Below are 21,807 nucleotides of genomic sequence, written 5' to 3'. Positions count from 1 at the left end.
AGGCAACGGTGGCATCGACACATACCGCGCGGCTCATGGACGGGGCCGGTCTGGCCCGGCGCATCATGGGGGAGACCGCCGCCAAGGCGTCGATCCTTGCGCGGCGCACAGGATTCGCGCCGTGCCTGGCGACGGTGCTGGTGGGTGAGGATCCCGCGTCGGTGACGTATGTGCGGATGAAGCAGTCGCGCAGCGCGAAGGCCGGAATCCTGTCGCGCCATGTGGCGCTTCCCGCGCGGACCAGTACGGCGGAACTCGTGGAGACGCTCGGCGCGCTGTCGGCCGACCCCGAGGTGCACGGCATCTTGTTGCAGCATCCGGTGGGCCCGCACATCGACGAGCGGGCGGCGTTCGAGGCCATCGCGCCGGAGAAGGACGTCGACGGCGTCACGGTCAGCTCGTTCGGCGCGATGAGCTTCGGTCTGCCGGGGTTCGTGTCGTGCACGCCGGGCGGCATCATGCGGTTGCTGGAGGAGTACGAGGTCGGGCTCGCGGGGAAGCGCGCGGTCGTGGTGGGCCGCAGCGCGATCCTGGGCAAGCCGGTCGGGATGCTGCTGCTCGCGAAGGACGCGACGGTGACGTACTGCCACTCGCGTACCGAGGACCTGGCCGCGGTGGTCGCGGAGGCGGACGTCGTGGTGGCGGCGGTGGGGCGGCCCCGGCTGATCCGGGGTCAGGACATCAAGCCGGGCGCGGTGGTGATCGACGCCGGGTACAACGCGGGCAATGTCGGCGACGTGGACTTCGAGACGGCCCGCGGTCGTGCGCGGCTGATCACGCCGGTGCCGGGCGGGGTCGGGCCGATGACGATCGCCGTGCTGCTGGCGCAGACGGTGGACGCCGCCGCACGCCAGCTCGGGGTGTGAGGGCCCGGGACCGGGACGGGCCGCCGTTGCCGCGGTGTTGAGCGCGGCCGACCTGCGCCGATGTCCGCTTGAGGGGCAATTGTCAGTGGTGGGTGGCAGGCTGTGACCGTGACCAGGACTCAGTACTACACAGCGACCACGCTCGACGGATTCCTCGCCGATGAGGCGAATTCGCTCGACTGGCTCTTCGAGGTGGACACCGAACCCGGAGAGCCGTTCGAGCGCTTCATGGCGGGCGTCGGGGTGCTGGCGATGGGTGCGACGACGTACCGCTGGGTGCTGGAGCACGAGAAGGTGGTGGAGCGGCCGGAGGAGTGGCGGCGCTGGTACGGGGACCGGCCGTGCTGGGTCTTCACGCACCGGGACGATCTGCCCGCCGTGCCGGGGGCGGACATCCGCTTCGTCCAGGGCGACGTACGGCCGGTGCACGCGGAGATGGTGGCCGCGGCGCGGGAGGGGAGCGGTGGCAGCCGCGGCTACGGGGAGAACGTGTGGCTGCTCGGCGGCGGCGAGTTGGTCGGGAACTTCGCCGACGCCGGGCTGCTGGACGACATCATCCTCGGCGTCGCGCCGGTGACGCTGGGAGCGGGCGCGCCGCTGCTGCCCAGACGGCTGGACGGGGGGCGGCTGCGGTTGACGGACGTGGAGCGGGTCGGCCAATTCGCCTATCTCACGTACGAGGTGGGGCAGCCGGTGACGCCGTCCGCCGGTGGGGGCGGGGGTCAGCCGAGCGCGTAGGCGATCAGGGTGAGGGTGACCATCGAGAGCAGGGTGGTGAGCAGGACGGTGTCGCGGGGGAGGTCGGTGGGGAGCCGGTATTCGGAGGCGAAGATGAAGGCGTTCTGCGCGGTGGGAAGTCCGGCGCACAGGACGACGGCGAAGAGGGCGTGGCCGGAGAGGGCGAAGGCGTAGCGGGCCAGCAAATAGGCCAGGAGGGGGCGGACGACGGTCTTGAGGCCGGCCAGCAGGCGGCGTTCGGTGCGCGCGGCCGGGGTGGGGCGGGAACGGGCGTGCAGCGACATGCCGAGGGCGAAGAGCGCGGAGGGAACGCCCGCGCCGCCGAGCAGTTGGACGGGGGAGACCGCTTCGGCGGGCAGGGCCAGTCCGGTGGTGGCCACCGCCAGGCCCGTGGCTGAGGCGGCGATCACCGGGTTGCGGAAGGGGAGTCGGAGCATGCGCCGCCACAGCGCGCCGACGCCGCGGTGGGTGTCGAGGTCGATCAGGACGAGGAACAGCGGGGTGACGAAGAGCATCTGGAAGAGCGCGGCGGCCACGATGAAGGACGTGTCGTGCAGGACGTGGACGGCGACCGGGATGCCGAGGTTGGCGGAGTTGACGTAGGACGCGCACATCGCGCCGATCGCCTGGTTGGCCTGGCGGTGCCGGAACAGCTTGCGGCTGCTGACGGTCAGTGCGCATGGCGGACCCGGGGGCGGCCGTATCGGGCGGGTCGGGGGGAGCGGAGACGCCGACCCGGGCGTGTGGCCTGGGTCACATCTCGGGGTGGGGGAAATAATCCGACCGCCGAAAGAGCTTGATGTTTCAAGATCTTATGAGGGGGGTCAGCATGGCGTCGAAGGTGTCGACCAGTGCGTCGGGCACGGCGGTCAACGCGGCGCGGGGCGCGGAGAATCCGCTGCCGGCCGCCGGGATACGGACGAAGGTGCGGGTGCCGCTGCGGTTCTCGGACGGGTGGGGGACGACGGCGGACGTGTTCACGTTCACCGGTCTGGTGGACGGCAAGGAGCACTTGGCGCTGGGACTCGGGGACTACGAGGGCGCCGAGTCGCCGTTGGTCAGACCGCATTCGGAGTGCCTGACGGGGGACGTGTTCGGGTCGCAGCGGTGCGACTGCGGGCCGCAGTTGCGCGAGGCGGTCGAGCGGATCGCGGAGACCGGCGGGTATCTGCTGTATCTGCGGCAGGAGGGCCGGGGGATCGGTCTGTACGCGAAGCTCGACGCGTACGCGCTCCAGGACGACGGCCTCGACACGTACGAGGCGAATCGCGCGCTCGGGCGCGGCGAGGATGAGCGGGACTACACCGCGGCGGCCCAGATGCTGGCGGCGCTCGGGGTCGACGGCATACGGCTGCTGAGCAACAACCCGGACAAGGCGCGGCAGCTCACCGCGCTCGGGACGGCCGTGGTCGAGCGGATTCCGACCGCCGTCCACGTGTCGGCGGCGAATGTCAGCTACCTGCGGGCGAAGGTCGAGCACACCGGTCACACGCTGGCGCTTCCCGCCTGAGCCGGGACGCGAGGTCGACCGCGGCGCCGCGCCTGGGCGGTGCGGATCCGTGCGCGCGAGGGCGCGGGCACGGTTGAGCGTCGTGAACGTGATTCGACCCACGATCGAAACGGTGGCGTTTCGATCGCGGGCCGTCTATGGTTATGTGTACGACATCGTTTCGACTCGGAGGGCAGGGCGACATGACGGCTGAGGTTTCCGCCACGCGTCGTACGCGCCTGACCCCCGAGCGCGAGCACGAGCTCTACGCGGCGGTGGTCGAGCTGCTGCGTGAGGTCGGCTACGAGGCGCTGACGATGGACGCGGTCGCGTCCCGTACGCGTTCCAGCAAGGCGACCCTCTACCGCCAGTGGAAGGGCAAGCCGGAACTCGTGGCCACCGCGCTGCGGCACTCCAAGTCGGTGTCCACGGCGGACATCGACACGGGCTCGCTCAGCGGTGACCTGCACGAACTCATCCGCTGTCACGACCAGGACGAGACCAAGCGGGACCAGGAACTCATGCGCGGGCTCGCCCACGCGGCCTTTAGGAACGAGGACCTGTTCCGCGCCCTGCGGGAGCTGCTCATCGAGCCGGAGCTGGTCAGCTTCCGGGCTCTTGTGCAGCGCGCCGTGGACCGCGGTGAGCTGGCCGCCGACAATCCGGCACGCGACTTCGTCCCGCACCTGCTGTTCGGGGCCGCATTGGCGCGGCCCATCATCGAAGGTCTCGACCCCGACCCCGACTTCTCACACAGATACATCGACGCGGTGGTCGTCCCCGCCCTGCGTCTGTCGTGACGAAGCGCAGTGACCACTGATGTGATCTGACCTTTCCCCGCGCCACTCAGCACGACTCGGCGCCCCGGCACGACTCAGCACGACTTCCTCAGCACGACATTCCCCGCACCACCGCTCCACCTGACACGCCGCTCTCGTCGTCGGGCTGGTTCCTCACGCCCACATTTCCATCCTCCTGACGGGAGCCCATGCCCCCATGGCCACATTCCTCTACAAGCTGGGCCGGCTCGCTTTCCGGCGACGGCGGTTCGTCGTACTGATATGGGTGGCGCTGCTGGCGCTCGCCGGTGTCGGCGCGGCGACCGCGCCGTCCGCGCCGAGCGACAACTTCACGGTGCCCGGCACCGAGGCGCAGCAGGCGTTCGACCTGCTGCATGAGCGTTTCCCCGGCACGAACGCCGACGGCGCGAGCGCGCGCATGGTCTTCCAGGCACCCGACGGTCAGAAGATCACCGCGGGACCGAACAAGGCGGCGGTCGAGAAGGTCGTCGACGAGCTGAAGAGCACACCGCAGAAGGCGACGGTCGCCGATCCGTTCGCCGCCGGCGGTGACGCGATCAGCAAGGACGGCACCACCGCTTACGCGTCGGTCAGTTACACGGCCAAGTCCTCCGACATCACCGACGCCACGCACACGGCGCTGGAGGACGCGGCGCAGCACGGCAGGGACGCCGGGCTGACGGTGGAGACCGGCGGTACGGCGCTCCAGGCGTCGGTGGAGACCGGGAACAGCGAGATCATCGGTGTCGGCATCGCGGCGGTCGTGCTGCTGATCACGTTCAGTTCGCTGGTCGCGGCCGGGCTCCCGCTGCTGACCGCGATCATGGGTGTGGGTATCGGTATCGCGTCGATCACCGCGCTGGCCAGCACGCTCGGTCTGTCCAGCACGTCGTCCACGCTCGCGTCGATGATCGGACTGGCGGTCGGTATCGACTACGCGCTGTTCATCGTGTCGCGGCACCGGCATGAACTGATGGAGGGCCGAGAGGGTGAGGACGCGGCCGGCCGGGCGGTCGGCACGGCGGGCTCCGCGGTGGTCTTCGCAGGTCTGACCGTGCTGATCGCGCTGGCGGGCCTGGCCGTGGTCAACATCCCGATGCTGACCAAGATGGGGCTGGCCGCGGCGGCCACCGTCGCCATCGCCGTGCTGATCGCGCTCACCCTGATTCCCGCGCTGCTCGGCTTCGCGGGACCGAAGGCGCTCAGCCGCAAGGTCCGCAAGGGGCGCGCGGTCGACACCGGCAAGCCGAACATGGGCACCCGCTGGGCGCGCATGGTGGTACGCCGCCGGGTGCCGATCCTGGTCGCGGGCGTCGTGGCGCTGGGCCTGGCCGCGATCCCGATGACGAGCATGCAACTGGGCCTGCCCGACGACGGTTCGCAGCCGGTCAGCACGACCCAGCGCAAGGCGTACGACCTGCTGTCCGACGGTTACGGGCCGGGCTTCAACGGGCCGCTGATGGTGGTGGTCGACGCCGCGGCGAGCGACGACCCGAAGGCGGCGGTCGACCGGATCAAGACGACCATCACCGGCTTCCCCGATGTGAAGACGGTCAACGCGCCCGCCTTCAACACCAAGGGCGACACGGCCACCCTTTCGGTGGTGCCGGACTCCAAGCCGAGCAGCGCGCAGACCGAGGACCTGGTGCACGCGATCCGCGGGCATCAGGGTGAGTTCACCGGTACGACCGGCGCGCACGTCCTGGTCACCGGCACCACGGCGATGAACATCGACGTGTCGCAGAAGCTGAACGACGCGCTGGTGCCGTATCTGGCGCTGGTCGTCGGCCTGGCGTTCCTGCTGCTGATGCTCGTGTTCCGGTCGGTGCTGGTGCCGCTCAAGGCGGCGCTCGGCTTCCTGCTGTCGGTGCTCGCGGCACTGGGCGCGGTCGTGGCGGTCTTCCAGTGGGGCTGGCTGTCCGGCCTGATGGGCGTCGAGCAGACCGGGCCGATCATGAGCATGATGCCGATCTTCATGATCGGTGTGGTGTTCGGTCTCGCGATGGACTACGAGGTCTTCCTCGTCACCCGGATGCGGGAGGCGTACGTCCACGGGGAGTCGCCGAGCCAGGCCGTCGTCACCGGCTTCAACCACGGTGCGCGGGTGGTGTCCGCCGCGGCGGTCATCATGATCAGCGTCTTCGCGGGCTTCATCGGCTCCTCCGAGTCGATGATCAAGATGATGGGCTTCGGCCTCGCGATCGCGGTCGCCTTCGACGCGTTCATCGTTCGTATGACCATCGTCCCCGCCGTGCTGGCGCTGCTCGGGCGCTCCGCCTGGTGGCTGCCGCGCTGGCTCGACCGCGCGCTGCCCAATGTGGACGTCGAGGGTGAGCAGCTCCGCAAGAGCCTCGGTGACACGGTGACTTCCGGCGGCGGCGCCTCGGGGACCGGTGCTTCGGAGGAGGAGCACGAACCCGTACGCGTCTGATCATGTGACGCTGTCGGTTGTGGCTTCGTCCAGTCGGACGCGGCACCAGGTGACGCCGTCCGTTGTGTGATCCTCCACCCGTCCGGTTGCCTTCGGGCACCGGGCGGGTGTTTGACGTTCACCTCGGAGTCGGTGGAATGTCGCGTTCCTGTCTGTCGGGGATGCCTAATATCTGGCGACATTCACAGAACATGCGTACCGGGGGAACCGATGGCACCTCAAGAAGTCCCTCCGGAAGCCGTCGGGCGCGTGAGGTCATGGTTCCTCGCCGCGCGCACACGGGCGGCGCTGCTCGCCGCGGGCGTCGCGGCGGTCGCCTTCTGTATCGGTGACGCGGTCGCGGGCAGCTACCCGTTCGGCTCGCGCACGCGCAGCGTCAATGACCTGGGCAACCAGTTCGTCCCGTACCACGCGCACCTGTGGGACCTGCTGCACGGCAGGGCCGACGGCGGGCTCCTGCTCAACTGGCAGTCCGGCTACGGCAGCAGCTTCCTGCCGGACCTCGGCACGTATGTCTCCAGCCCCTTCGCGCTGCTGGTCGCCTTCTTCCCGCGCGACCGGATCGACCTCGCCGTCTACGCCGTGACCGTGCTGAAGATCGGCGCCGCCGCCGCGGCGATGGCCGTACTGCTGCTGGCGCTGCGCCCCGGCCGGTGGTGGGCGGCGGGCGCGCTCGGCGCGTCGTACGCGCTGTGCGGCTGGACGGTGATGCTCGCGTCGTACAACCCGATGTGGCTGGACGGCCTGATCGCGTTCCCGCTGCTGTGCCTGGTGGGGGAGTGGGCGCGGACCGCGCGGCGGCCGTATCTGAGCGTCCTCGTGGTCGCCCTGTGCTGGATCGCGAATTTCTACACCGCGTATATGGCGACGATCGGCGCCGGGCTCGTCCTCATCGCCCGGCTGCTGACCGAGCCCGACCGCGACGACACGACCGCGCCGGACCGGACCGCACAGGACGGGACCGCACAGGACGGGACCGCACCGGGCGTCGGCGGCCCCGGCGGTACGCGTGAGCCGCGCGAGTGGCTGCGCGCGCTCGGCAGGGCCGCGCGCAGCATGGTGCTCGGCATCGGCCTGTCCGCGCCGCTGGTGCTGACCATCTTCAAGGGGACGAAGCTCGCCTACCCCGGCCTGGTGCAGGAGTTCGAGCCCAAGCCGTGGTCGGACCTGCTCGGCCGGATGCTCCCCGGCACGTACGGCTTCACGACGCCGTCCACGTACATCGACACCGCGGCGCTGCTGCTGGCCTTCGCGCTGCCCTTCCACCCGGCGGTGCCGCGCCGCACGCGCACGGTGTGGACGGTGCTGGTGCTGGTGGTCACCGCGTCGTTCCAGTGGAAGCCGACGCATCTGCTGTGGCACGCCTTCACCACGCCCAACGGCAGCGCGTACCGCGAGACGTTCGTGCTCAGCGGGATGATGGTGATCGCCGGGTGGTTCGCCTTCGCGCACGGTCTGCCCGGCCGGCGTCAACTCGCCTGGGCCACAGGCGTGATGGCGGCGCTGGTGGCCGTCACGCGCTTCGGTGCGGAGAAGGGCGTCACCGGGCAGGGCACGTATCCGCTGCTCGCGCTCGGCCTGGTGGCCACGATCGGCGCCCTGTTGCTGCTGCGCTGGGCGGCGGACCGGTCGCAAGGCGGTGCCGCGCCCACCGGGGCTACCGCGGCCACCAGTGCTTCCGCGCCCGCCAAGGCTTCCGCGACCGCCACGCTGCCTGTGGTGCTGGCCGCCACGCTGCTGATCGGCGCCCAGATCGGGCAGTCGGCGTTCACCAACGCCTGGGACGTCAGGAAGCGGCTGGCGACCATGGACGACTACGGGCAGTGGGGCCAGCGCGAGACGTACCAGTACGACGCCGTCGCGAAGGCCGACGGCTGGCCGGACTACCGCACCGATCCCGGACGCGAACAGACCGTCGGCAACGACCCGTTGATGGTCGACGGCCAGGGCGCGCAGTACTACAGCAGCCTCACCGCCGATGTGTGGACGAAGACCCTGATGGCGCTCGGCGGCGGCTGGACCTCGCGCGGCCGGTCGTTGCAGAGCCTCGACAACCCCGTCACCGACGTCATCTTCTCGGTCGGCGCGCGCGTCCACTCGCGCCGCGACCCGCACCAGGTGCATGTGAACCCGCCGCCGAACGTGCCGCCGACCGTCACCCGGCAGGAGGTGCCGCCGCTGGTGACGATGCGCGACGCCGCACCGGCAGGGCGCTACGGCCTCTCGCCGTACCGGAACCAGGAGTTGCTGCTCGGTTCCGCCGTCTACACCCCGACCACCGCCGAACTGCGCGACAGCAAGGGCCGGTTGATGCCGCGCACCTCGAAGGGGTACCGGGTCACCGGGTACGTACGGCATCCGCGGACCAGTACGTACTCGCTGCGGACGTCCTGCCCCGCGGGCAGCGAAGTGTACTTTTGGTCACCGGACTTCAAGGGTCAGGTCACGCTCCCGGGCGCCGCGCCGGTCGACTTCCTCGGCCGGATGCCCACCCACCGCGCCGCCGTGGAGCGCCTGGGCGATGTGCCGCGCGGCGGCGGGAAGTTCGCCCTGAAGGTACGGGCCCTGGAACCCGGCACCCTCTCCTCGGACGGCGTCGGCTGCCTCGACCGGGGCAGGCTCGCCGCCGCCGAGCGGAAGCTGGCGGCGGGCGCCGCCACCCGCGTCCAGGTGACCGACGACGGCATCAGCGCCCAACTCCCCTCAGGCGCGCACGGATTCGCGGTCGTCGCGGCCCCGGCCATCACGGGCTGGAGCTGCGCCACCGACAAGGGCTCCAGGCACCCCGCGCGCTCCTACCTCGGGCTGATCTCCGTGCCCGTCACCGCGGGCGCCACCTCGGTCTCCTGCTCCTTCACCCCGCCCGGCCTCCACCTCGGCGAGGCGATCGGCGGCGCCTCACTGCTCGGCGTCGCGGCCCTCGCGGCGTTCGGCTGGTGGCGCGGGCGGCGCCGCCCCGAGGAGGACGGCGACAGCGAACCGGTACGGCCGGTGCCCGCGGCACTGGTCGAGAGCTGAGGCGGCTCCCGCGCCTCAGAGCGGCACCGGAGACTTCCGCGCCCTCAGAGCGGCACCGGCGGCTCCCGCGCCTCAGAGCAGCACCGGCTGCTGGACGCCGTTCTCCATCGCCAGCAGCCACCGCTTGCGCGGCAGCCCGCCGCCGTAGCCCGTCAGGTCGCCGCCCGCGCCGACGACGCGGTGGCACGGCACGATGACGCCGATCGGATTCCTGCCGTTGGCCAGGCCCACCGCGCGGGAGGCGGTGGGATGGCCGAGGATCGCGGCGAGTTCGCCGTACGAGACGGTCTCGCCGTACGGGATGTCGCGCAGCGCCGACCAGACGCGCTGCTGGAAGGGCGTGCCCGACATCGCCAACGGCAGGTCGAAGCGGGTGAGTTCGCCCGCGAAGTAGGCGTCGAGCTGGGCGCGGGCGGCGGCGAAGACGGGGCTGTCGCCGCGCGGGCCGAAGGTCTCCTGCGCGGGGCGGTGCCGCTGCTCGGTCATGTAGAGGCCGGTGAGGGCGCAGCCGCGGGCGACGAGGGTCAGTTCGCCGCAGGGGCTGTCCACGACGGTGTGGACCGGGTGCTCCGCCGAGGGGGCGGGGCGGGTGGCGGTCATGAGGGTGAAGTCCCTTTCTCATCGGTGGTGTTGGGGGGCAGGACGTTGATCGGGTGGTCACCCGTCGCCCACAAGTACTGCGTGGCGTAGGCCCGCCACGGCGACCAGGCGGCGGAGTGCCGTACCAGCGCCGCCGGAGTCGTCGGCAGGCCGAGGTCGCGGGCGGCGTACCGCACGCCGAGGTCGGTGGCCAGGAAGGCGTCGGGGTCGCCGAGCGCCCGCATCGCGATCGTCTCGACCGTCCACGGCCCGAATCCGGGCAGCGCCGAGAGCTGGGCGCGGGTCCGTATCCAGTCGCTGCCGACGTCGAGGTCCAACTCGCCGCTCTCCAGGGCCCGTACGAGCGCGGCGAGGGTGTTCCTGCGGGTCTGCGGCATCGCGAGGGCGGCGGGGTCGAGTCCGGCGAGCGCGGCGGGAGCGGGGAAGAGGTGGGTGAGGCCGCCGCCGGGGTCGGTGACGGGCTCGCCGTGCGCGAGCACCAGACGGGCGGCGTGCGTACGGGCCGCCGCCGTCGAGATCTGCTGCCCGAGGACGGCGCGGACCGCGAACTCCGGCCCGTCCGTGACCCGCGGCACCCGCCGCCCCGGCGCCTTCGCCACCAGCGGCGCGAGCACCGGGTCCGCGGACAGCAGCGCGTCCACCGCCCGCGGGTCCGCGTCCAGGTCGAGCAACCGGCGGCAGCGGCTGATCGCCTGCGCCAGGTCACGCCAGTCGGTAAGCCACAACTGGCAGGCGATGTGGTCGGGTTGGGGCCGCAGCGCCACGATCCCGGTGCCGTGCGGCAGCCGCAGCGTGCGCCGGTACGCGCCCGCCCGCCACTCCTCGACGCCCGGTACCGCGGTCGCGGCCAGGTGCCCGAAGAGATTGTCCGGGGTGAGCGGGCGGCGGAACGGCAGCCGCAGTGACAAGGTGCCGGTCCCCGCGGCCGGACGCCCCTTGGCGACCCGCGCCCGCAGCTCGCTCGGCGACAGCGCGAAGACCTCGCGCACGGTGTCGTTGAAGGCGCGGATGCTGGCGAAGCCGGCCGCGAAGGCCACTTCGCCCATCGGCATCGCGCTCGTCTCGATCAGCAGCCGCGCGGTCTGCGCGCGCTGGGCACGCGCCAGGGCCAGCGGCCCGGCGCCCAGCTCCGCCAGCAGCTGCCGCTCGACCTGCCGGGCGCTGTAGCCGAGCCGCGCCGCGAGGCCCGGCACCCCGTCGCGGTCCACCACCCCGTCGGCGATCAGCCGCATCGCGCGCGCCACCAGGTCGGCCCGCTCGTTCCACTGCGGCGAGCCGGGGCTGGCGTCCGGGCGGCACCGCTTGCAGGCCCGGAAACCGGCCTGCTGCGCGGCGGCGGCGCTCGGGTGGAAGGTCATGTTCTCGGCCTTCGGCGGCACCACGGGGCAGCTCGGGCGGCAGTAGATGCCGGTGGTCAGCACCGCGGTGTAGAACCATCCGTCGAAGCGGGCGTCCTTCGAGCGGACGGCGCGTACGCAGGTGTCGAAGTCCGGGACGGCCGCGGCCGACCCGGAGTCCCGGACCGTTCCCCCGGCGGCGTTCCCGCTCGCGGCCCTGCCCGCAGCCGCGACCGCAGCCCCAGCCGTAGCCCTGTCCGTATCCCTGTCCGTATCCGTGTCCACCCCACCAGCATCGCCCGTCGTCAGGCTTCCGGTCTGGCGGAAATCCGACATGGACGTCGGGGCGCGTGCGGTGCGGGGGCGGCGGTGCGGGCGCGGCGGTGCGGGGGGGGGTAGGGACGCCCGTACGTACGGGGGCTCAGTCGGAGACGTTGCTCGCCGGTACGTAGAGCAGATCCGCGTACTCCGGGTGCTTGCCGAGCCAGCCCTCGAAGAACGGGCAGATCGCCAGGACCCGCAGGCCCTGCGCGCGGGCGGCGTCCAGGGCGGTACGGGCGAGCGCGGAGCCGACGCCGCGGCCCTCGTAGGCGTCCTTCACCTCGGTGTGGATGAACGCGATCATGTCCGGGGTGCGCAGATACGCGGCCACCCCGGCGATGTCGTCGCCGATACGTGCCTCGTACCGCTTGCTCTCGGGCGCGTCGGTGACCGTGACGTCACCGTGGACGGAGGCGGCGCCGTCGCTCATGAGCGGTAGTTCTCGACGGTGGAGGCCGGGCGGACCTTCGCGTCGCCGGGGTCCTCGCCCGCGTCCGTCAGGGCGCGGCGCTGCCGCAGCAGGTCCCAGCACTGGTCGAGCTCGCGCTCCAGGGCGGCGAGCCGCTCCTGTTCCGTCGCGCCGTCGATGCTGCCTGCGGCGAGCAGATCGCGCAGCGCCTTCTCGTCCGCGACCATCGCGCTGATCCGGCCCAGAATGGCCTGGTCTGCCGAGGAGTCATTGGGCTGTTGCACGGGGCACCTCCCGGGTCGGTACGGCCTTGTGGTCCACTCTCGCAGGTCGTGCGGCGGCGCGCTCGCGATGTGCGGGGTGATGTGACGGGTCAGACGCGTCCGGTACGTCGGGCGCGGTGCGTACGTCAGGCGCCGGCGGTGGGTTCGGCCGGGTCCGTACCGATTTTCGTACCGCCGTCCGTGCTGCCGCCCACACCGGCTTCCGCGCCGCCGTCCGTCCCGGCTCCTGCGCCGCCGTCCGTACCGCCGTCCGTACCGCAGCCCGCGTCGCCCTCCGCCCGCTCCGCCTGCTGCCGCAGCCAGGCGTCGATCTCGGCCCGTACCCGCCGCTCCATCGCGAGCCCCATCTCGGCGTCGACGATGTTCTTGGCGAGGGGCCGCAGGCGTTGCAGGGACTCGGCTATGCGGTGGGCCTCGGCGGGCGGGAGGTCGTCCATGGGCCCGATGACGTGGGTGCGGATGACCTGGGTGAAGAGGTCGGCGAGCGCGTCGGTGTGGGCGCGTACGCCGCGTCCGGCGGCGAGGACGGCGGCCAGCGGCACGCCCTCGTGGACGAGGGCGGCGGAGGCGTCGAGCAGGCGGCGGCTGATGTGGATGACGTTCTCGCCGTCGACGCCGATGTAGCCGATGTCGAGGGCCGTCGTCAGATTCTCCGGGGTGACGTCCTCGCCGAAGTAGTCGGCCAGCTCCTCGGGGGTGAGGCGGACCGGGGTCTCCTCCGACCAGGGCGCGGTGAGCGCGCCCTCCAGGCCGAGCAGTTCGGCGACGCCGCCGAGCGTGCGGCCGTTCTCCCACGCGCCGATCAGTTCGGCGATGCCGCCGAGGGTGTGGCCGCGCTCCAGCAGCCCCGCGATGGTCCGCAGCCGGGCGAGGTGGGCCTCGGAGTACCAGGCGATCCGGCCCTCCCGGCGCGGTGGCGGGAGCAGCCGCCGCTCACGGTAGAACCGCAGCGTCCTGACGGGGATACCGGCCGCCTTGGCCAGCTCCTCCACGCGGTACTCGCGCTCGGCCGCTGAGCCGCTGCCGGAGCCGTCGCCCGCGCCGTGGTCCCCCGCGCCGCCGCTTCCGTTGTCGTCCACGCGGCCAGCCTATGTGCTGTTCGGGGCTGTCCGACCCCGCCCCTGGGCAGGTATTCCGTCGTGACATCCGCCGCCGCGCGCCCGGCCGTACGCCCCCGTGTCCGGACCCGTACGCTCCGTCGCGCGCCCCGCCGCCCGGACGCGTACGCCCCCGCCGTACGCCCCGTGTCCTGGCCCGTACGCCCCACCGCGCGCCCGTCGTCCGCCACCGCGCGCCCCGCCGTCCGGGACCCCGCGCCCCACCCCGCGCCCCACATACGGACGACTTCCGCCCCTACCCCTACCGGAGGTAACCCGGCATGGTCTACAGTCCGAACCGTGCCAGTGATTGCTGGCATGATCGACGGGGGCACAATTCGGCGGAAGGCGGTGCCATGGACGAGCTCGAACACGTGCGGGTGGCGGTGATCGGGTCCGGGTTCGGCGGGCTGGGGGCCGCGGTACGGCTGCGGCGCGAGGGCATCACGGACTTCGTGATTCTGGAGCGCGCGGACTCGGTCGGCGGGACCTGGCGCGACAACAGCTATCCGGGCTGCGCCTGCGACGTGCCGTCGCACCTGTACTCGTTCTCCTTCGCGCCCAACCCCGACTGGCCGCGCGCCTTCTCCGGGCAGGAGCACATCCGGGCGTATCTGGAGCGGGTCACCGACACCTTCGGGCTCCGCCCGCACCTGCGGTTCGGCGCCGAGGTACGGCAGGCCCGCTGGGACGGCGAGGCCAACCGCTGGCACCTGACGACCGCGGCGGGCGAGCTGACCGCCGATGTCGTCGTCTCCGCGACCGGGCCGCTGTCCGACCCGAAGATCCCCGACATCCCCGGGATCGAGGACTTCCCCGGGCGCGTCTTCCACTCCTCGCGCTGGGACCACGACTTCGACCTCAAGGGCAAGCGTGTCGCCATGGTCGGCACGGGCGCGTCCGCGATCCAGATCGTGCCGTCCATCCAGCCGGAGGTCGCGCGGCTGACCGTTGTGCAGCGCACCCCGCCGTGGGTGATGCCGCGCGTCGACCGCGGGGTCAGCGCCGCCGAGCGCTGGCTGCACGGCAAGGTCCCGGCCACCGCCAAGGCGCGCCGCGGCCTGCTCTGGCTGATCAGGGAGTTCCAGGTCGGCGCCTTCGTACGGCACCCGAAGCTGCTCAAGGCCGCCGAGCGGATCGCGGCCAACCACCTGAAGCGGTCGGTGAAGGACCCGGAGCTGCGCGCCCGCCTCACCCCCGACTACACCATCGGCTGCAAGCGCATCCTGCTGTCCAACAGCTACTATCCGGCGCTCGCGCAGCCCAACACCGAGGTCGTCACCTCCGCGCTCAGCGAGGTCCGCGGCTCGACGATCGTCACCGCCGACGGCACCGAGCGCGAGGTGGACGCGATCGTCTTCGGCACCGGCTTCCACGTCACCGACATGCCGATCGGCGACCGGGTGATCGGCGCGGACGGCCGCACGCTCGCCGAGCACTGGAAGGACGGCATGGCCGCGCTGCGCGGCTGCGCGGTCGACGGCTTCCCCAACCTCCTGTTCATCATCGGCCCCAACACCGGCCTCGGTAACAGCTCGATGATCCTGATGATCGAGTCGTCGCTGAACTACGTCGCCGACTTCATGCGCACCCTCGACGCCACCGGAGCCGCCGCCCTCCAGGCCAGGCCCGAGGCCGTCACCGCCTGGAACGAGGAGATGCAGCGCCGCGCCGCCCGTACGGTCTGGAACACCGGCGGCTGCGAGAGCTGGTATCTCGACGCGAACGGGCGCAACACCACCGCCTGGCCCGGCACCACCGCCGAATTCCGGCGTGCCACCCGGCAGTTGAAGCTTTCCGAATACGAGGTGCTGGCCCCGGTCGCGGGTCGGCGCGAGGCTGTGGAGGCCGTGTCATGACGGTGCCCTACGAGGCGGTACGCGCCCGCCGCGAGCTGACCGTCGTCTCCGCCGACGGCACCCGGATCCACGTCGAGGAGTACGGCCGCGCGGACGGCCCGCCGCTCGTCCTCGCCCACGGCTGGACCTGCTCCACCCTCTTCTGGGCCCCGGTCGTCCGTGCGCTCGCCGCCGACTTCCGGGTCATCGCGTACGACCAGCGCGGGCACGGGCGCAGCGCGTCGCCGCGGTCGCGGGCGGGGTACGGGACGACGCAGCTCGCCGACGATCTGGAGGCGGTGGTGAGGGCTGTGCTGCCGGGGGGCGCTTCGGGGGCCGGTGCTTCGGGAGAGGGTGCTTCCGGGGCCGGTGCTTCCGGGGTCGGCGCTTCCGGAGAGGGTGCTTCCGGAGAGGGTGCTTCCGGCGACGGAGACGGCGGCGGCGCTGGCGACGGCACCGGTGACGGCTACGACGGTGAGAAGGCCGTGCTGGTCGGCCACTCCATGGGCAGTATGACGATCATGGCGGCCTCCGGGCGTACCGCCGTCCAGGAGCGTACGGCCGCCGTCCTCATGACCAGCACCGGCAGCGCCCGGCTGCTCGGCTCGACCCGGGTGCTGCCGCCCCGCTTCAGCTCCCGGCGCGTCCGGCGGGCCTTCCACCGGCAGCTCCTCGTGTCCCGGCTGCCGCTCGGACCGGTCACCCCGGTCTCGCGCGCGGCGCTCAAGTACGGCGTGCTGGCGTCCGGTTCGACCCGCGAGCAGGTGGCCTTCTCCGCCCGTATCGTGCACGCCTGCGGTGCGCGGCAGCGCTCCGAGTGGGGGCGGGTGCTCGCCGCGCTCGACCTCGACGCGGAACTGGCCGCGCTCACCGCGCCCACGGCCGTGCTGGTCGGCACCGCCGACAAGCTCACTCCTCCGGTGCACGCGCGCGGCATGGCCGCCGCCCTGCCGAACTGCACCGACCTGATCGAGCTGCCCGGGCTCGGCCACATGACCCCGATCGAGGACGCGGACGCGGTGGTCGCGGCGGTACGGAAGCTGGCCGCGGCCCATCTGCGGGTGGGCGCCGCGTCCGGCGACGCGCGCGCGGTGGACGACCCGCGCACCGACCCGCGTACCGGCACAGGTACCGGCACACTTACTGACCCGCTCACCGACACACGGACAGAGGAGAAGAGCGCATGAGCAGCCGTACGGACAGCTCGCTCGACGGGCAGGTCGTGGTGGTCACGGGGGCCGCGCGCGGGGTGGGGGCGCTGCTGGCGCGCAAGCTCGCCGCGCGCGGGGCGACGCTGGCGCTGGTCGGCCTGGAGCCGGACGAGCTGAAGAAGGTCGCCGAGTCGATCGGGGCGCGGGCGGGCTGGTGGACCGCCGACGTCACCGACCGGGCCGCGATGGCGGCGGTGGCCGAGGAGGTCGCCGAGCGCTTCGGCCGGGTCGACGTCGTCGTCGCCAACGCCGGGGTGGCCACCGGCGGCCCCTTCCTCGACTCCGACCCCGAGGCGTTCGACCGCGTCATCCAGGTCAATCTGCTGGGCAGCATCACCACCGCCCGCGCCTTCCTGCCCGCGCTGCTGCGGTCGCGCGGCTATCTGCTCCAGATCGCCTCGCTGGCCGCGCTGACCCCGGCGCCGCTGATGGCCGCGTACTGCGCGAGCAAGTCGGGTGTCGAGGCCTTCGCGCACTGCCTGCGCGGGGAGGTGGGCCACAAGGGTGTCAAGGTCGGCGTCGGCTACCTGAGCTGGACCGACACCGACATGGTGCGCGGCGCCGACGAGGACGACGTCCTGCGCGGCCTGCGCTCCAAACTGCCGTGGCCCACCAACCGCACCTATCCGCTCGAACCCGCCGTCGACCGTATCGCCGCCGGGATCGTGCGCCGCTCCCCGCACGTCTACGGGCAGGCGTGGCTGCGCGGCATGCAGTCCATCCGCGGCTACCTCCCGTCCGTCATCGGCGGCGCCCTCGGGCAGCGGCAGATGCGGCAGGTCGAACCCGCCCTCGCCCGCGCGGCCGGTACCCACCGCGGCCTCGTCGGTCGGGGCGGCGCCGCCGACGAGACGGCCCGCTCGGCCGGCGCGACCACGGGACCGAACGCCTGAGCCTCACGCTCCGTGATCCCAAAGTCCTTGCCGCGCTGGGCTTTTCGTCCCGAGATGCGCACTTCGCGCACCCGTGTAAGTCTGGTCGAGGCCCCATCCCCACAGACTCCAGGAGGAGTGATCATGGGCGCTTTCGACCAGTTCAAGGACAAGGCCAGCGAGTTCGCCGACAAGGCCAAGGGCGCGGCCGGCGACCAGCGCGACAAGGCGGCCGAGTCCGCGGACGACGCGCGCGACAACATGCAGCGCGGCACCCAGCAGGACCAGGGGCAGCGGGACCGTCGCTCCGACATCGAGGACCCGTCGCAGGACCGCCTCGGCTCCGAGTCGAGCGACGCGGACCAGGACGACTGGGCCTGACGTCACGCGAACACCGTGACAAATAAGGGGCACCCCCTCGGGGGTGCCCCTTCTCCCTTGTGCCCGCGGCCCGTTCTCCTGTCCGCCGCGCCCGTTTCTGTCCGCCGCGCCCGTTTCGCGGTGTGTTCAGCGCGGGGGGAGTGGGGGGCGCTGGCGGTTGGGGCGGGTGGTGAGGTCGGGCGGGGTGGCGGCGGGGTGTTCGGCCAGGAGGGCGAGGGCGGTGCGGACCGCGACGTCCATCTGGCCGTGGCGGCCCTCGGCCCAGTCCAGCGGGGTGCGGAGGGCGTCGATGTCGGGGTCGACGCCGTGGTTCTCGACGGACCAGCCGTACGCGTCGAACCAGGCGGCGTTCATGGGGACGGTGATGACGGTGCCGTCGCCGAGGCGGTGGCGGCCGGTCATGCCGACGACGCCGCCCCAGGTGCGGGAGCCGACGACCGGCCCTATGCCGAGGAGTTTGAAGGCGGCGGTGATCATGTCGCCGTCGGACGACGTCGCTTCGTCGGCGATGGCGACGACCGGGCCGCGCGGGGCGTTGCCGGTGTAGGAGACCGGCTGCGCGTTGCGGGTGAGGTCCCAGCCGAGGATGGTGCGGGTCAGCTTCTCGATGACCAGTTCGCTGATGTGACCGCCCGCGTTGCCGCGGACGTCCACGAGCAGGGCGTCGTAGGCGACTTCCATCCGCAGGTCGCGGTTGAACTGCGCCCAGCCGGAGCCGCCCATGTCGGGGATGTGCAGATAACCGCACCGGCCGCCGCTCAACTGCCGTACGACCGAACGGCGTTTGGCCACCCAGTGCTGGTAGCGCAGCGGGCGTTCGTCGATCAGCGGGACGACGGCGACGCGGCGGGGCGCGCCGCGGCGGCCCGGTCCGACGAAGGTCAGCTCGACGGTGGTGCCGCCCGCGCCCGCCAGCAGCGGATACGGTCCCGCGTCCGGGTCGACCGGCCGCCCGTCGATGTGGGTGAGCACCGCGCCCTCGCGGATGCCCGTACCGGCCAGCGGCGAACGGGCCTTGGAGTCCGACGACTCGCCCGGCAGGATCCGTACGACCGACCACGTACCGTCCTTGCCGTGCTGGAAGTCGGCGCCGAGCAGGCCGATGGGGCGCTGGTAGTGCGGCGGGCCCTCGTTGCGGCGGGCGGGGGCTACGTACGCGTGCGACGTGCCCAGTTCGCCGAGGACTTCGCGCAGCAGGTCGGCGAACTCGTCGGGCGTGGCGACGCGTTCGACCAGCGGGCGGTACTGGTCGAGGATCGCGGGCCAGTCGACGCCGCACATGTCGGGCGCCCAGAAGTAGTCGCGGATCAACCGCCCGGCCTCCGCGTACGACTGCCGCCACTCGGCCGTCGGGTCCACCTCGTGCAGGATGCGGCGCATGTCGACATAGACCGTCGAGTCGTCGTCGCCGCGTTCGGTGGCGGGCAGGACGGCCAACTCGCCCTCGTCGAAGACCGCCAGGCGCTGGCCGTCGCCGCTGACCGCGTACCAGTCCATGTGGTGGACCAATTCGGTCCGCTTGGACTTGGTCAGGTTGTAGTACTCCAGCGTCGGGCGGGCGGAGGGGTCGGTGGGGTTGGCGAAGGTCTCGCCGAGCGCGCCGGAGATCGGCCAGCGCAGCCAGACCAGGCCGTTGTGCACGGGCTCCAGCGCCGAGTACTTCGACGCGGGGACGGGGAAGGGCGTCACCCGGTTCGCCAGGCCCTCCACCTCGACGACCACCGGGCCGTCGCCGCCGCCGCTCTCGCCCGGGTCGAGACCGCCGCCGATGGGACGGCCGTCGACCGGCAGCGCGAAGGGTGACGGCGTCGCCGAGTTCAGCGGCACCAGATACGGGCGGCAGCCGAGCGGGAACGACAGGTCGCCGGTATGAACGTCGTACACCGGGTCGAAGCCGCGCCACGACAGGAACGCGAGGTAGCGGCCGTCGCGGGTGAAGACGGGCTGCTCGTCCTCGAAGCGGCCGTTGGTGACGTCGATGATCGACTGGTCCGACAAGCGGGCGATCTTCACCGAGCGCAGACTGCGGCCGATACCGGGGTGCGACCAGGTCAGCCACGCCGAGTCGGGGGAGAAGGCCAGGTCGCGGACGGGGCCGTTGGTGGAACGGATCAGCTCGTCGACGGCGCCCGCCATGGTGCGGCCGTCGGTTGTGTGATCGTCCAGCGGTACGCGGCGCACGCCGTTTCGCGTGCCGTCACCCGCGCCGCCGGGCTCGTCGCCTGCATTGCCCATCTCGCGCATCTCGCGCACGTCGCGTACGTCGGCCCGTACGTCGTCGCCTAGGCCGTACGGGTCATCGCCCTCGTCACCGTCCGAGTCGTCCTCCGCCTCGCCGGTCGTGACCAGCAGCAGGCGGCCGTCGTTCGTGGCGACGGCCAGCGTGCCGCCGTCGGGGGAGGAGACCAGCTCCAGGACGCGGCCGAGCTTGCCGACGGCGAGGCGGGTGGGGCGGTCCGGCTCGTGGCCGCCGCCGGTGACGTCGTCGTCCGTGTACACATCGGTGTCGGGCGATTGGCCGTCCGAGCCGGGGGTACGGGTGGGGCCTTCGCCCTTGCCGCGGCCGGCCGCGGGGTCCGTGTAGACCGTGCTCGAACGGCTGACGTCCGCGCCGCCCTTGCCGCCACCGGCCTTGCTCCCGCCGCCCACCCCGCCACCGGCCTTGCCTCCGCCTGCTGTGCCGCCGTCGCCCGCCTCACCGCCTGCCCCGCCGCCTGCCCCGCCGTCCGCCTTGTCGCCACCCGCGACCGGCACCACATCGGTCAGCTCCTCCGTCACCTCGGTGACGTCCTCCGCCTCCGTCACCTGCGCCTTCGCGTCCGCCGCCGCGGAATCCCGCGCGCCGCCGCGGATCGCCGTCCGCGACGCCCGCCCCGGCAGGTGCGCCAGCTCGATCCCGTCCTCGCCCTCCGCGTCCGTGACGAAGGCGACCAGACCGGTGTCGCCGAGCATCTCCGGCAGCCGGACCCGCGCGCCGGGCTCGTCGGCGATCGTCCGGGCGGGGCCGTCGCGGTGCGTGAGCCAGTAGAGGCTGCCGCGTACGCAGACGGCGCTGGCCCGGCCCGTACCGTCCATGGCCAGGCTGTCCAGATTCGAGGCCGCGGGCACCTGGTACGGGCGCTGCCCGCTCCTCGCGCCGCCCAGCCGGATGTCCAGGCGGCGCGGCCGGGCCTCGGGCGCCGCCAGGTCCTCCACCAGCCACAGCTCGCCCGCGCACTGGTACACCACCCGCCGGCCGTCGGTGGCGGCGCTGCGGGCGTAGAACTCGGCGTGGTCGGTGTGCCGCCGCAGATCCGCACCGTCCGGGTGGCACGAGTACAGATTGCCGATGCCCTCGTGGTCGGAGAGGAAGGCGATCCGGCCCGACACGAACATCGGCGACGCCAGGTGACCGTCGATGTCCGGAACCAGCCGCTCGCCGTGCAGCCACAGCCGCCCCGTCGCGCCGCCGCGGTACCGCTTCCACGCGTGCGGCTCGTGCGGCGGCGTCCCCGTCAACAGCAGGGTGCGGCGCTCACCCGGCTCCCCGTTCTCGTCGCACACCGCGATGTCCGACACCGGCCCCCACGGCAGCGGGCCGCCGGGCCCGCCGTCCACCGGCACGCTGTGCGCCCACGTGTGGTACGCGAACGGCTGCCCGTGCGACGACACCGCCAGCACCTGGCCGTCCGGCGTCCACGAGCACACCCGCGTGTCGGAGCTGCCCCAATACGTCAGCCGCCGCGACTCCCCGCCGTCCGTCGGGACCAGATACACCTCGGGGTCCAGGCTCCGCCAGGTCGTGAACGCGATGGTCGAACCGTCGGGCGACAGCCGCGGCGGCCCCACCCGCGTCCGGTCCGCCGTCACCCGCCACGCCCGCCCGGGCGACCCCCCGGCCGCCCCCAGCGGGGCCACCCAGATGTCGTCCTCGGCGGCGAAGCTGAGCAGGTCGCCGTGGAGATGCGGGAATCGGAGGTACGCGCCGTCGCTCACCCCTCCCATGGTTCGGCCCCCGGAAACCCCCGGCAACTTTTCGCCACCTTGCGCCCCCGCCTCGCCCCCGTCCGCCGCCCATGCGCCCCGCCCCGGGAGCCCCGGGGACCCCGTCCCACCGACCTTGGCCAGACGGCCGA

Annotated in this window: 17 protein-coding genes; 10 read left to right on the top strand and 7 right to left on the bottom strand. The window is 72.5% G+C overall.

Annotated features, from left to right (window positions below; genetic code table 11):
* Positions 1 to 35 precede the first annotated feature (35 nt).
* Both ACIOC1_RS31350 and ACIOC1_RS31345 read left to right on the top strand, forming a co-directional pair.
* Positions 36 to 866, top strand: coding sequence for a bifunctional 5,10-methylenetetrahydrofolate dehydrogenase/5,10-methenyltetrahydrofolate cyclohydrolase (locus tag ACIOC1_RS31350; RefSeq protein ID WP_401857512.1), 831 nt, complete (start codon positions 36 to 38; stop codon positions 864 to 866).
* Positions 867 to 974: 108 nt separating this feature from the next.
* Positions 975 to 1,604, top strand: coding sequence for a dihydrofolate reductase family protein (locus tag ACIOC1_RS31345; RefSeq protein ID WP_401857359.1), 630 nt, complete (start codon positions 975 to 977; stop codon positions 1,602 to 1,604).
* Here the strand turns inward: ACIOC1_RS31345 and ACIOC1_RS31340 are convergent.
* The gene (locus tag ACIOC1_RS31340) at positions 1,589 to 2,257 is read right to left on the bottom strand and encodes an AEC family transporter (RefSeq protein ID WP_401857509.1); all 669 of its coding nucleotides are present in this window, start codon (positions 2,255 to 2,257) and stop codon (positions 1,589 to 1,591) included. The two genes, ACIOC1_RS31345 and ACIOC1_RS31340, sit on opposite strands and share 16 nt — an antisense overlap.
* A 176-nt stretch (positions 2,258 to 2,433) precedes the next feature.
* On the opposite strand from ACIOC1_RS31340, the gene ribA reads away from it, so the two are divergent.
* From ribA to ACIOC1_RS31320, 4 genes are all read left to right on the top strand, one after another.
* The gene (gene ribA, locus ACIOC1_RS31335) at positions 2,434 to 3,114 is read left to right on the top strand and encodes a GTP cyclohydrolase II (RefSeq protein WP_401857356.1); all 681 of its coding nucleotides are present in this window, start codon (positions 2,434 to 2,436) and stop codon (positions 3,112 to 3,114) included.
* A gap of 182 nt (positions 3,115 to 3,296) precedes the next feature.
* A complete protein-coding gene (locus ACIOC1_RS31330; protein WP_188282412.1) occupies positions 3,297 to 3,893 on the top strand; it encodes a TetR/AcrR family transcriptional regulator in 597 nt (198 codons plus the stop codon).
* Between the two features lie 196 nt (positions 3,894 to 4,089).
* The gene (locus ACIOC1_RS31325) at positions 4,090 to 6,324 is read left to right on the top strand and encodes an MMPL family transporter (protein WP_401857353.1); all 2,235 of its coding nucleotides are present in this window, start codon (positions 4,090 to 4,092) and stop codon (positions 6,322 to 6,324) included.
* 210 nt (positions 6,325 to 6,534) lie between these two features.
* On the top strand, positions 6,535 to 9,342 hold the full coding sequence (locus ACIOC1_RS31320) for a YfhO family protein (RefSeq protein WP_401857350.1): 2,808 nt from the start codon (positions 6,535 to 6,537) through the stop codon (positions 9,340 to 9,342).
* Positions 9,343 to 9,414: 72 nt separating this feature from the next.
* Here the strand turns inward: ACIOC1_RS31320 and ACIOC1_RS31315 are convergent, their stop codons facing one another.
* The 5 genes from ACIOC1_RS31315 to ACIOC1_RS31295 form a co-directional block, all read right to left on the bottom strand.
* Positions 9,415 to 9,942, bottom strand: a complete 528-nt coding sequence (locus ACIOC1_RS31315; protein WP_355337888.1) for a methylated-DNA--[protein]-cysteine S-methyltransferase — start codon at positions 9,940 to 9,942, stop codon at positions 9,415 to 9,417.
* Positions 9,939 to 11,564: an AlkA N-terminal domain-containing protein gene (locus ACIOC1_RS31310; protein WP_401857347.1), complete on the bottom strand. Its 1,626-nt coding sequence runs from the start codon at positions 11,562 to 11,564 to the stop codon at positions 9,939 to 9,941. The genes ACIOC1_RS31315 and ACIOC1_RS31310 overlap by 4 nt, the downstream gene beginning before the upstream one ends.
* 136 nt (positions 11,565 to 11,700) lie before the next feature.
* Complete coding sequence (locus tag ACIOC1_RS31305) at positions 11,701 to 12,030, bottom strand: GNAT family N-acetyltransferase (protein ID WP_355337894.1); 330 nt, start codon at positions 12,028 to 12,030, stop codon at positions 11,701 to 11,703.
* A complete protein-coding gene (locus ACIOC1_RS31300) occupies positions 12,027 to 12,236 on the bottom strand; it encodes a DUF2630 family protein (RefSeq protein ID WP_391043593.1) in 210 nt (69 codons plus the stop codon). The genes ACIOC1_RS31305 and ACIOC1_RS31300 overlap by 4 nt, the downstream gene beginning before the upstream one ends.
* Positions 12,237 to 12,418: 182 nt before the next feature.
* On the bottom strand, positions 12,419 to 13,285 hold the full coding sequence (locus ACIOC1_RS31295) for a MerR family transcriptional regulator (RefSeq protein WP_401857505.1): 867 nt from the start codon (positions 13,283 to 13,285) through the stop codon (positions 12,419 to 12,421).
* 461 nt (positions 13,286 to 13,746) lie between these two features.
* On the opposite strand from ACIOC1_RS31295, the gene ACIOC1_RS31290 reads away from it, so the two are divergent.
* The 4 genes from ACIOC1_RS31290 to ACIOC1_RS31275 all read left to right on the top strand — a co-directional run bounded on the left by ACIOC1_RS31290 (position 13,747) and on the right by ACIOC1_RS31275 (position 17,692).
* The gene (locus ACIOC1_RS31290; protein WP_401857344.1) at positions 13,747 to 15,249 is read left to right on the top strand and encodes a flavin-containing monooxygenase; all 1,503 of its coding nucleotides are present in this window, start codon (positions 13,747 to 13,749) and stop codon (positions 15,247 to 15,249) included.
* A complete protein-coding gene (locus ACIOC1_RS31285; protein ID WP_401857341.1) occupies positions 15,246 to 16,415 on the top strand; it encodes an alpha/beta fold hydrolase in 1,170 nt (389 codons plus the stop codon). Before ACIOC1_RS31290 ends, ACIOC1_RS31285 begins: the two co-directional genes overlap by 4 nt.
* Complete coding sequence (locus tag ACIOC1_RS31280) at positions 16,412 to 17,332, top strand: SDR family oxidoreductase (RefSeq protein ID WP_401716239.1); 921 nt, start codon at positions 16,412 to 16,414, stop codon at positions 17,330 to 17,332. The genes ACIOC1_RS31285 and ACIOC1_RS31280 overlap by 4 nt, the downstream gene beginning before the upstream one ends.
* Positions 17,333 to 17,455: 123 nt before the next feature.
* Positions 17,456 to 17,692: a hypothetical protein gene (locus ACIOC1_RS31275; RefSeq protein ID WP_401857338.1), complete on the top strand. Its 237-nt coding sequence runs from the start codon at positions 17,456 to 17,458 to the stop codon at positions 17,690 to 17,692.
* A gap of 126 nt (positions 17,693 to 17,818) precedes the next feature.
* On the opposite strand, the gene ACIOC1_RS31270 is transcribed toward ACIOC1_RS31275, so the two are convergent.
* Complete coding sequence (locus ACIOC1_RS31270; RefSeq protein WP_401857335.1) at positions 17,819 to 21,676, bottom strand: S41 family peptidase; 3,858 nt, start codon at positions 21,674 to 21,676, stop codon at positions 17,819 to 17,821.
* Positions 21,677 to 21,807: the final 131 nt, after the last annotated feature.

The organism is Streptomyces sp. NPDC088197 (assembly GCF_044741185.1).
In the GTDB taxonomy this organism is placed as follows: Bacteria; Actinomycetota; Actinomycetes; order Streptomycetales; family Streptomycetaceae; genus Actinacidiphila.
The sequence above is the reverse complement of the archived record's forward strand: the minus strand, read 5'-3'. Positions and strand labels throughout refer to the sequence as shown.

What these genes read in the sequence shown, in the direction of transcription:
- ACIOC1_RS31350 (WP_401857512.1), top strand. Translation starts at nt 36, where the DNA reads ATGGACGGGGCCGGTCTGGCCCGGCGCATCATGGGGGAGACCGCCGCC.
- ribA (WP_401857356.1), top strand. Translation starts at nt 2,434, where the DNA reads ATGGCGTCGAAGGTGTCGACCAGTGCGTCGGGCACGGCGGTCAACGCG.
- ACIOC1_RS31330 (WP_188282412.1), top strand. Translation starts at nt 3,297, where the DNA reads ATGACGGCTGAGGTTTCCGCCACGCGTCGTACGCGCCTGACCCCCGAG.
- ACIOC1_RS31325 (WP_401857353.1), top strand. Translation starts at nt 4,090, where the DNA reads ATGGCCACATTCCTCTACAAGCTGGGCCGGCTCGCTTTCCGGCGACGG.
- ACIOC1_RS31320 (WP_401857350.1), top strand. Translation starts at nt 6,535, where the DNA reads ATGGCACCTCAAGAAGTCCCTCCGGAAGCCGTCGGGCGCGTGAGGTCA.
- ACIOC1_RS31315 (WP_355337888.1), bottom strand. Translation starts at nt 9,942, where the DNA reads ATGACCGCCACCCGCCCCGCCCCCTCGGCGGAGCACCCGGTCCACACC.
- ACIOC1_RS31305 (WP_355337894.1), bottom strand. Translation starts at nt 12,030, where the DNA reads ATGAGCGACGGCGCCGCCTCCGTCCACGGTGACGTCACGGTCACCGAC.
- ACIOC1_RS31300 (WP_391043593.1), bottom strand. Translation starts at nt 12,236, where the DNA reads ATGGTCGCGGACGAGAAGGCGCTGCGCGATCTGCTCGCCGCAGGCAGC.
- ACIOC1_RS31290 (WP_401857344.1), top strand. Translation starts at nt 13,747, where the DNA reads ATGGACGAGCTCGAACACGTGCGGGTGGCGGTGATCGGGTCCGGGTTC.
- ACIOC1_RS31285 (WP_401857341.1), top strand. Translation starts at nt 15,246, where the DNA reads ATGACGGTGCCCTACGAGGCGGTACGCGCCCGCCGCGAGCTGACCGTC.
- ACIOC1_RS31280 (WP_401716239.1), top strand. Translation starts at nt 16,412, where the DNA reads ATGAGCAGCCGTACGGACAGCTCGCTCGACGGGCAGGTCGTGGTGGTC.
- ACIOC1_RS31275 (WP_401857338.1), top strand. Translation starts at nt 17,456, where the DNA reads ATGGGCGCTTTCGACCAGTTCAAGGACAAGGCCAGCGAGTTCGCCGAC.
- ACIOC1_RS31270 (WP_401857335.1), bottom strand. Translation starts at nt 21,676, where the DNA reads ATGGGAGGGGTGAGCGACGGCGCGTACCTCCGATTCCCGCATCTCCAC.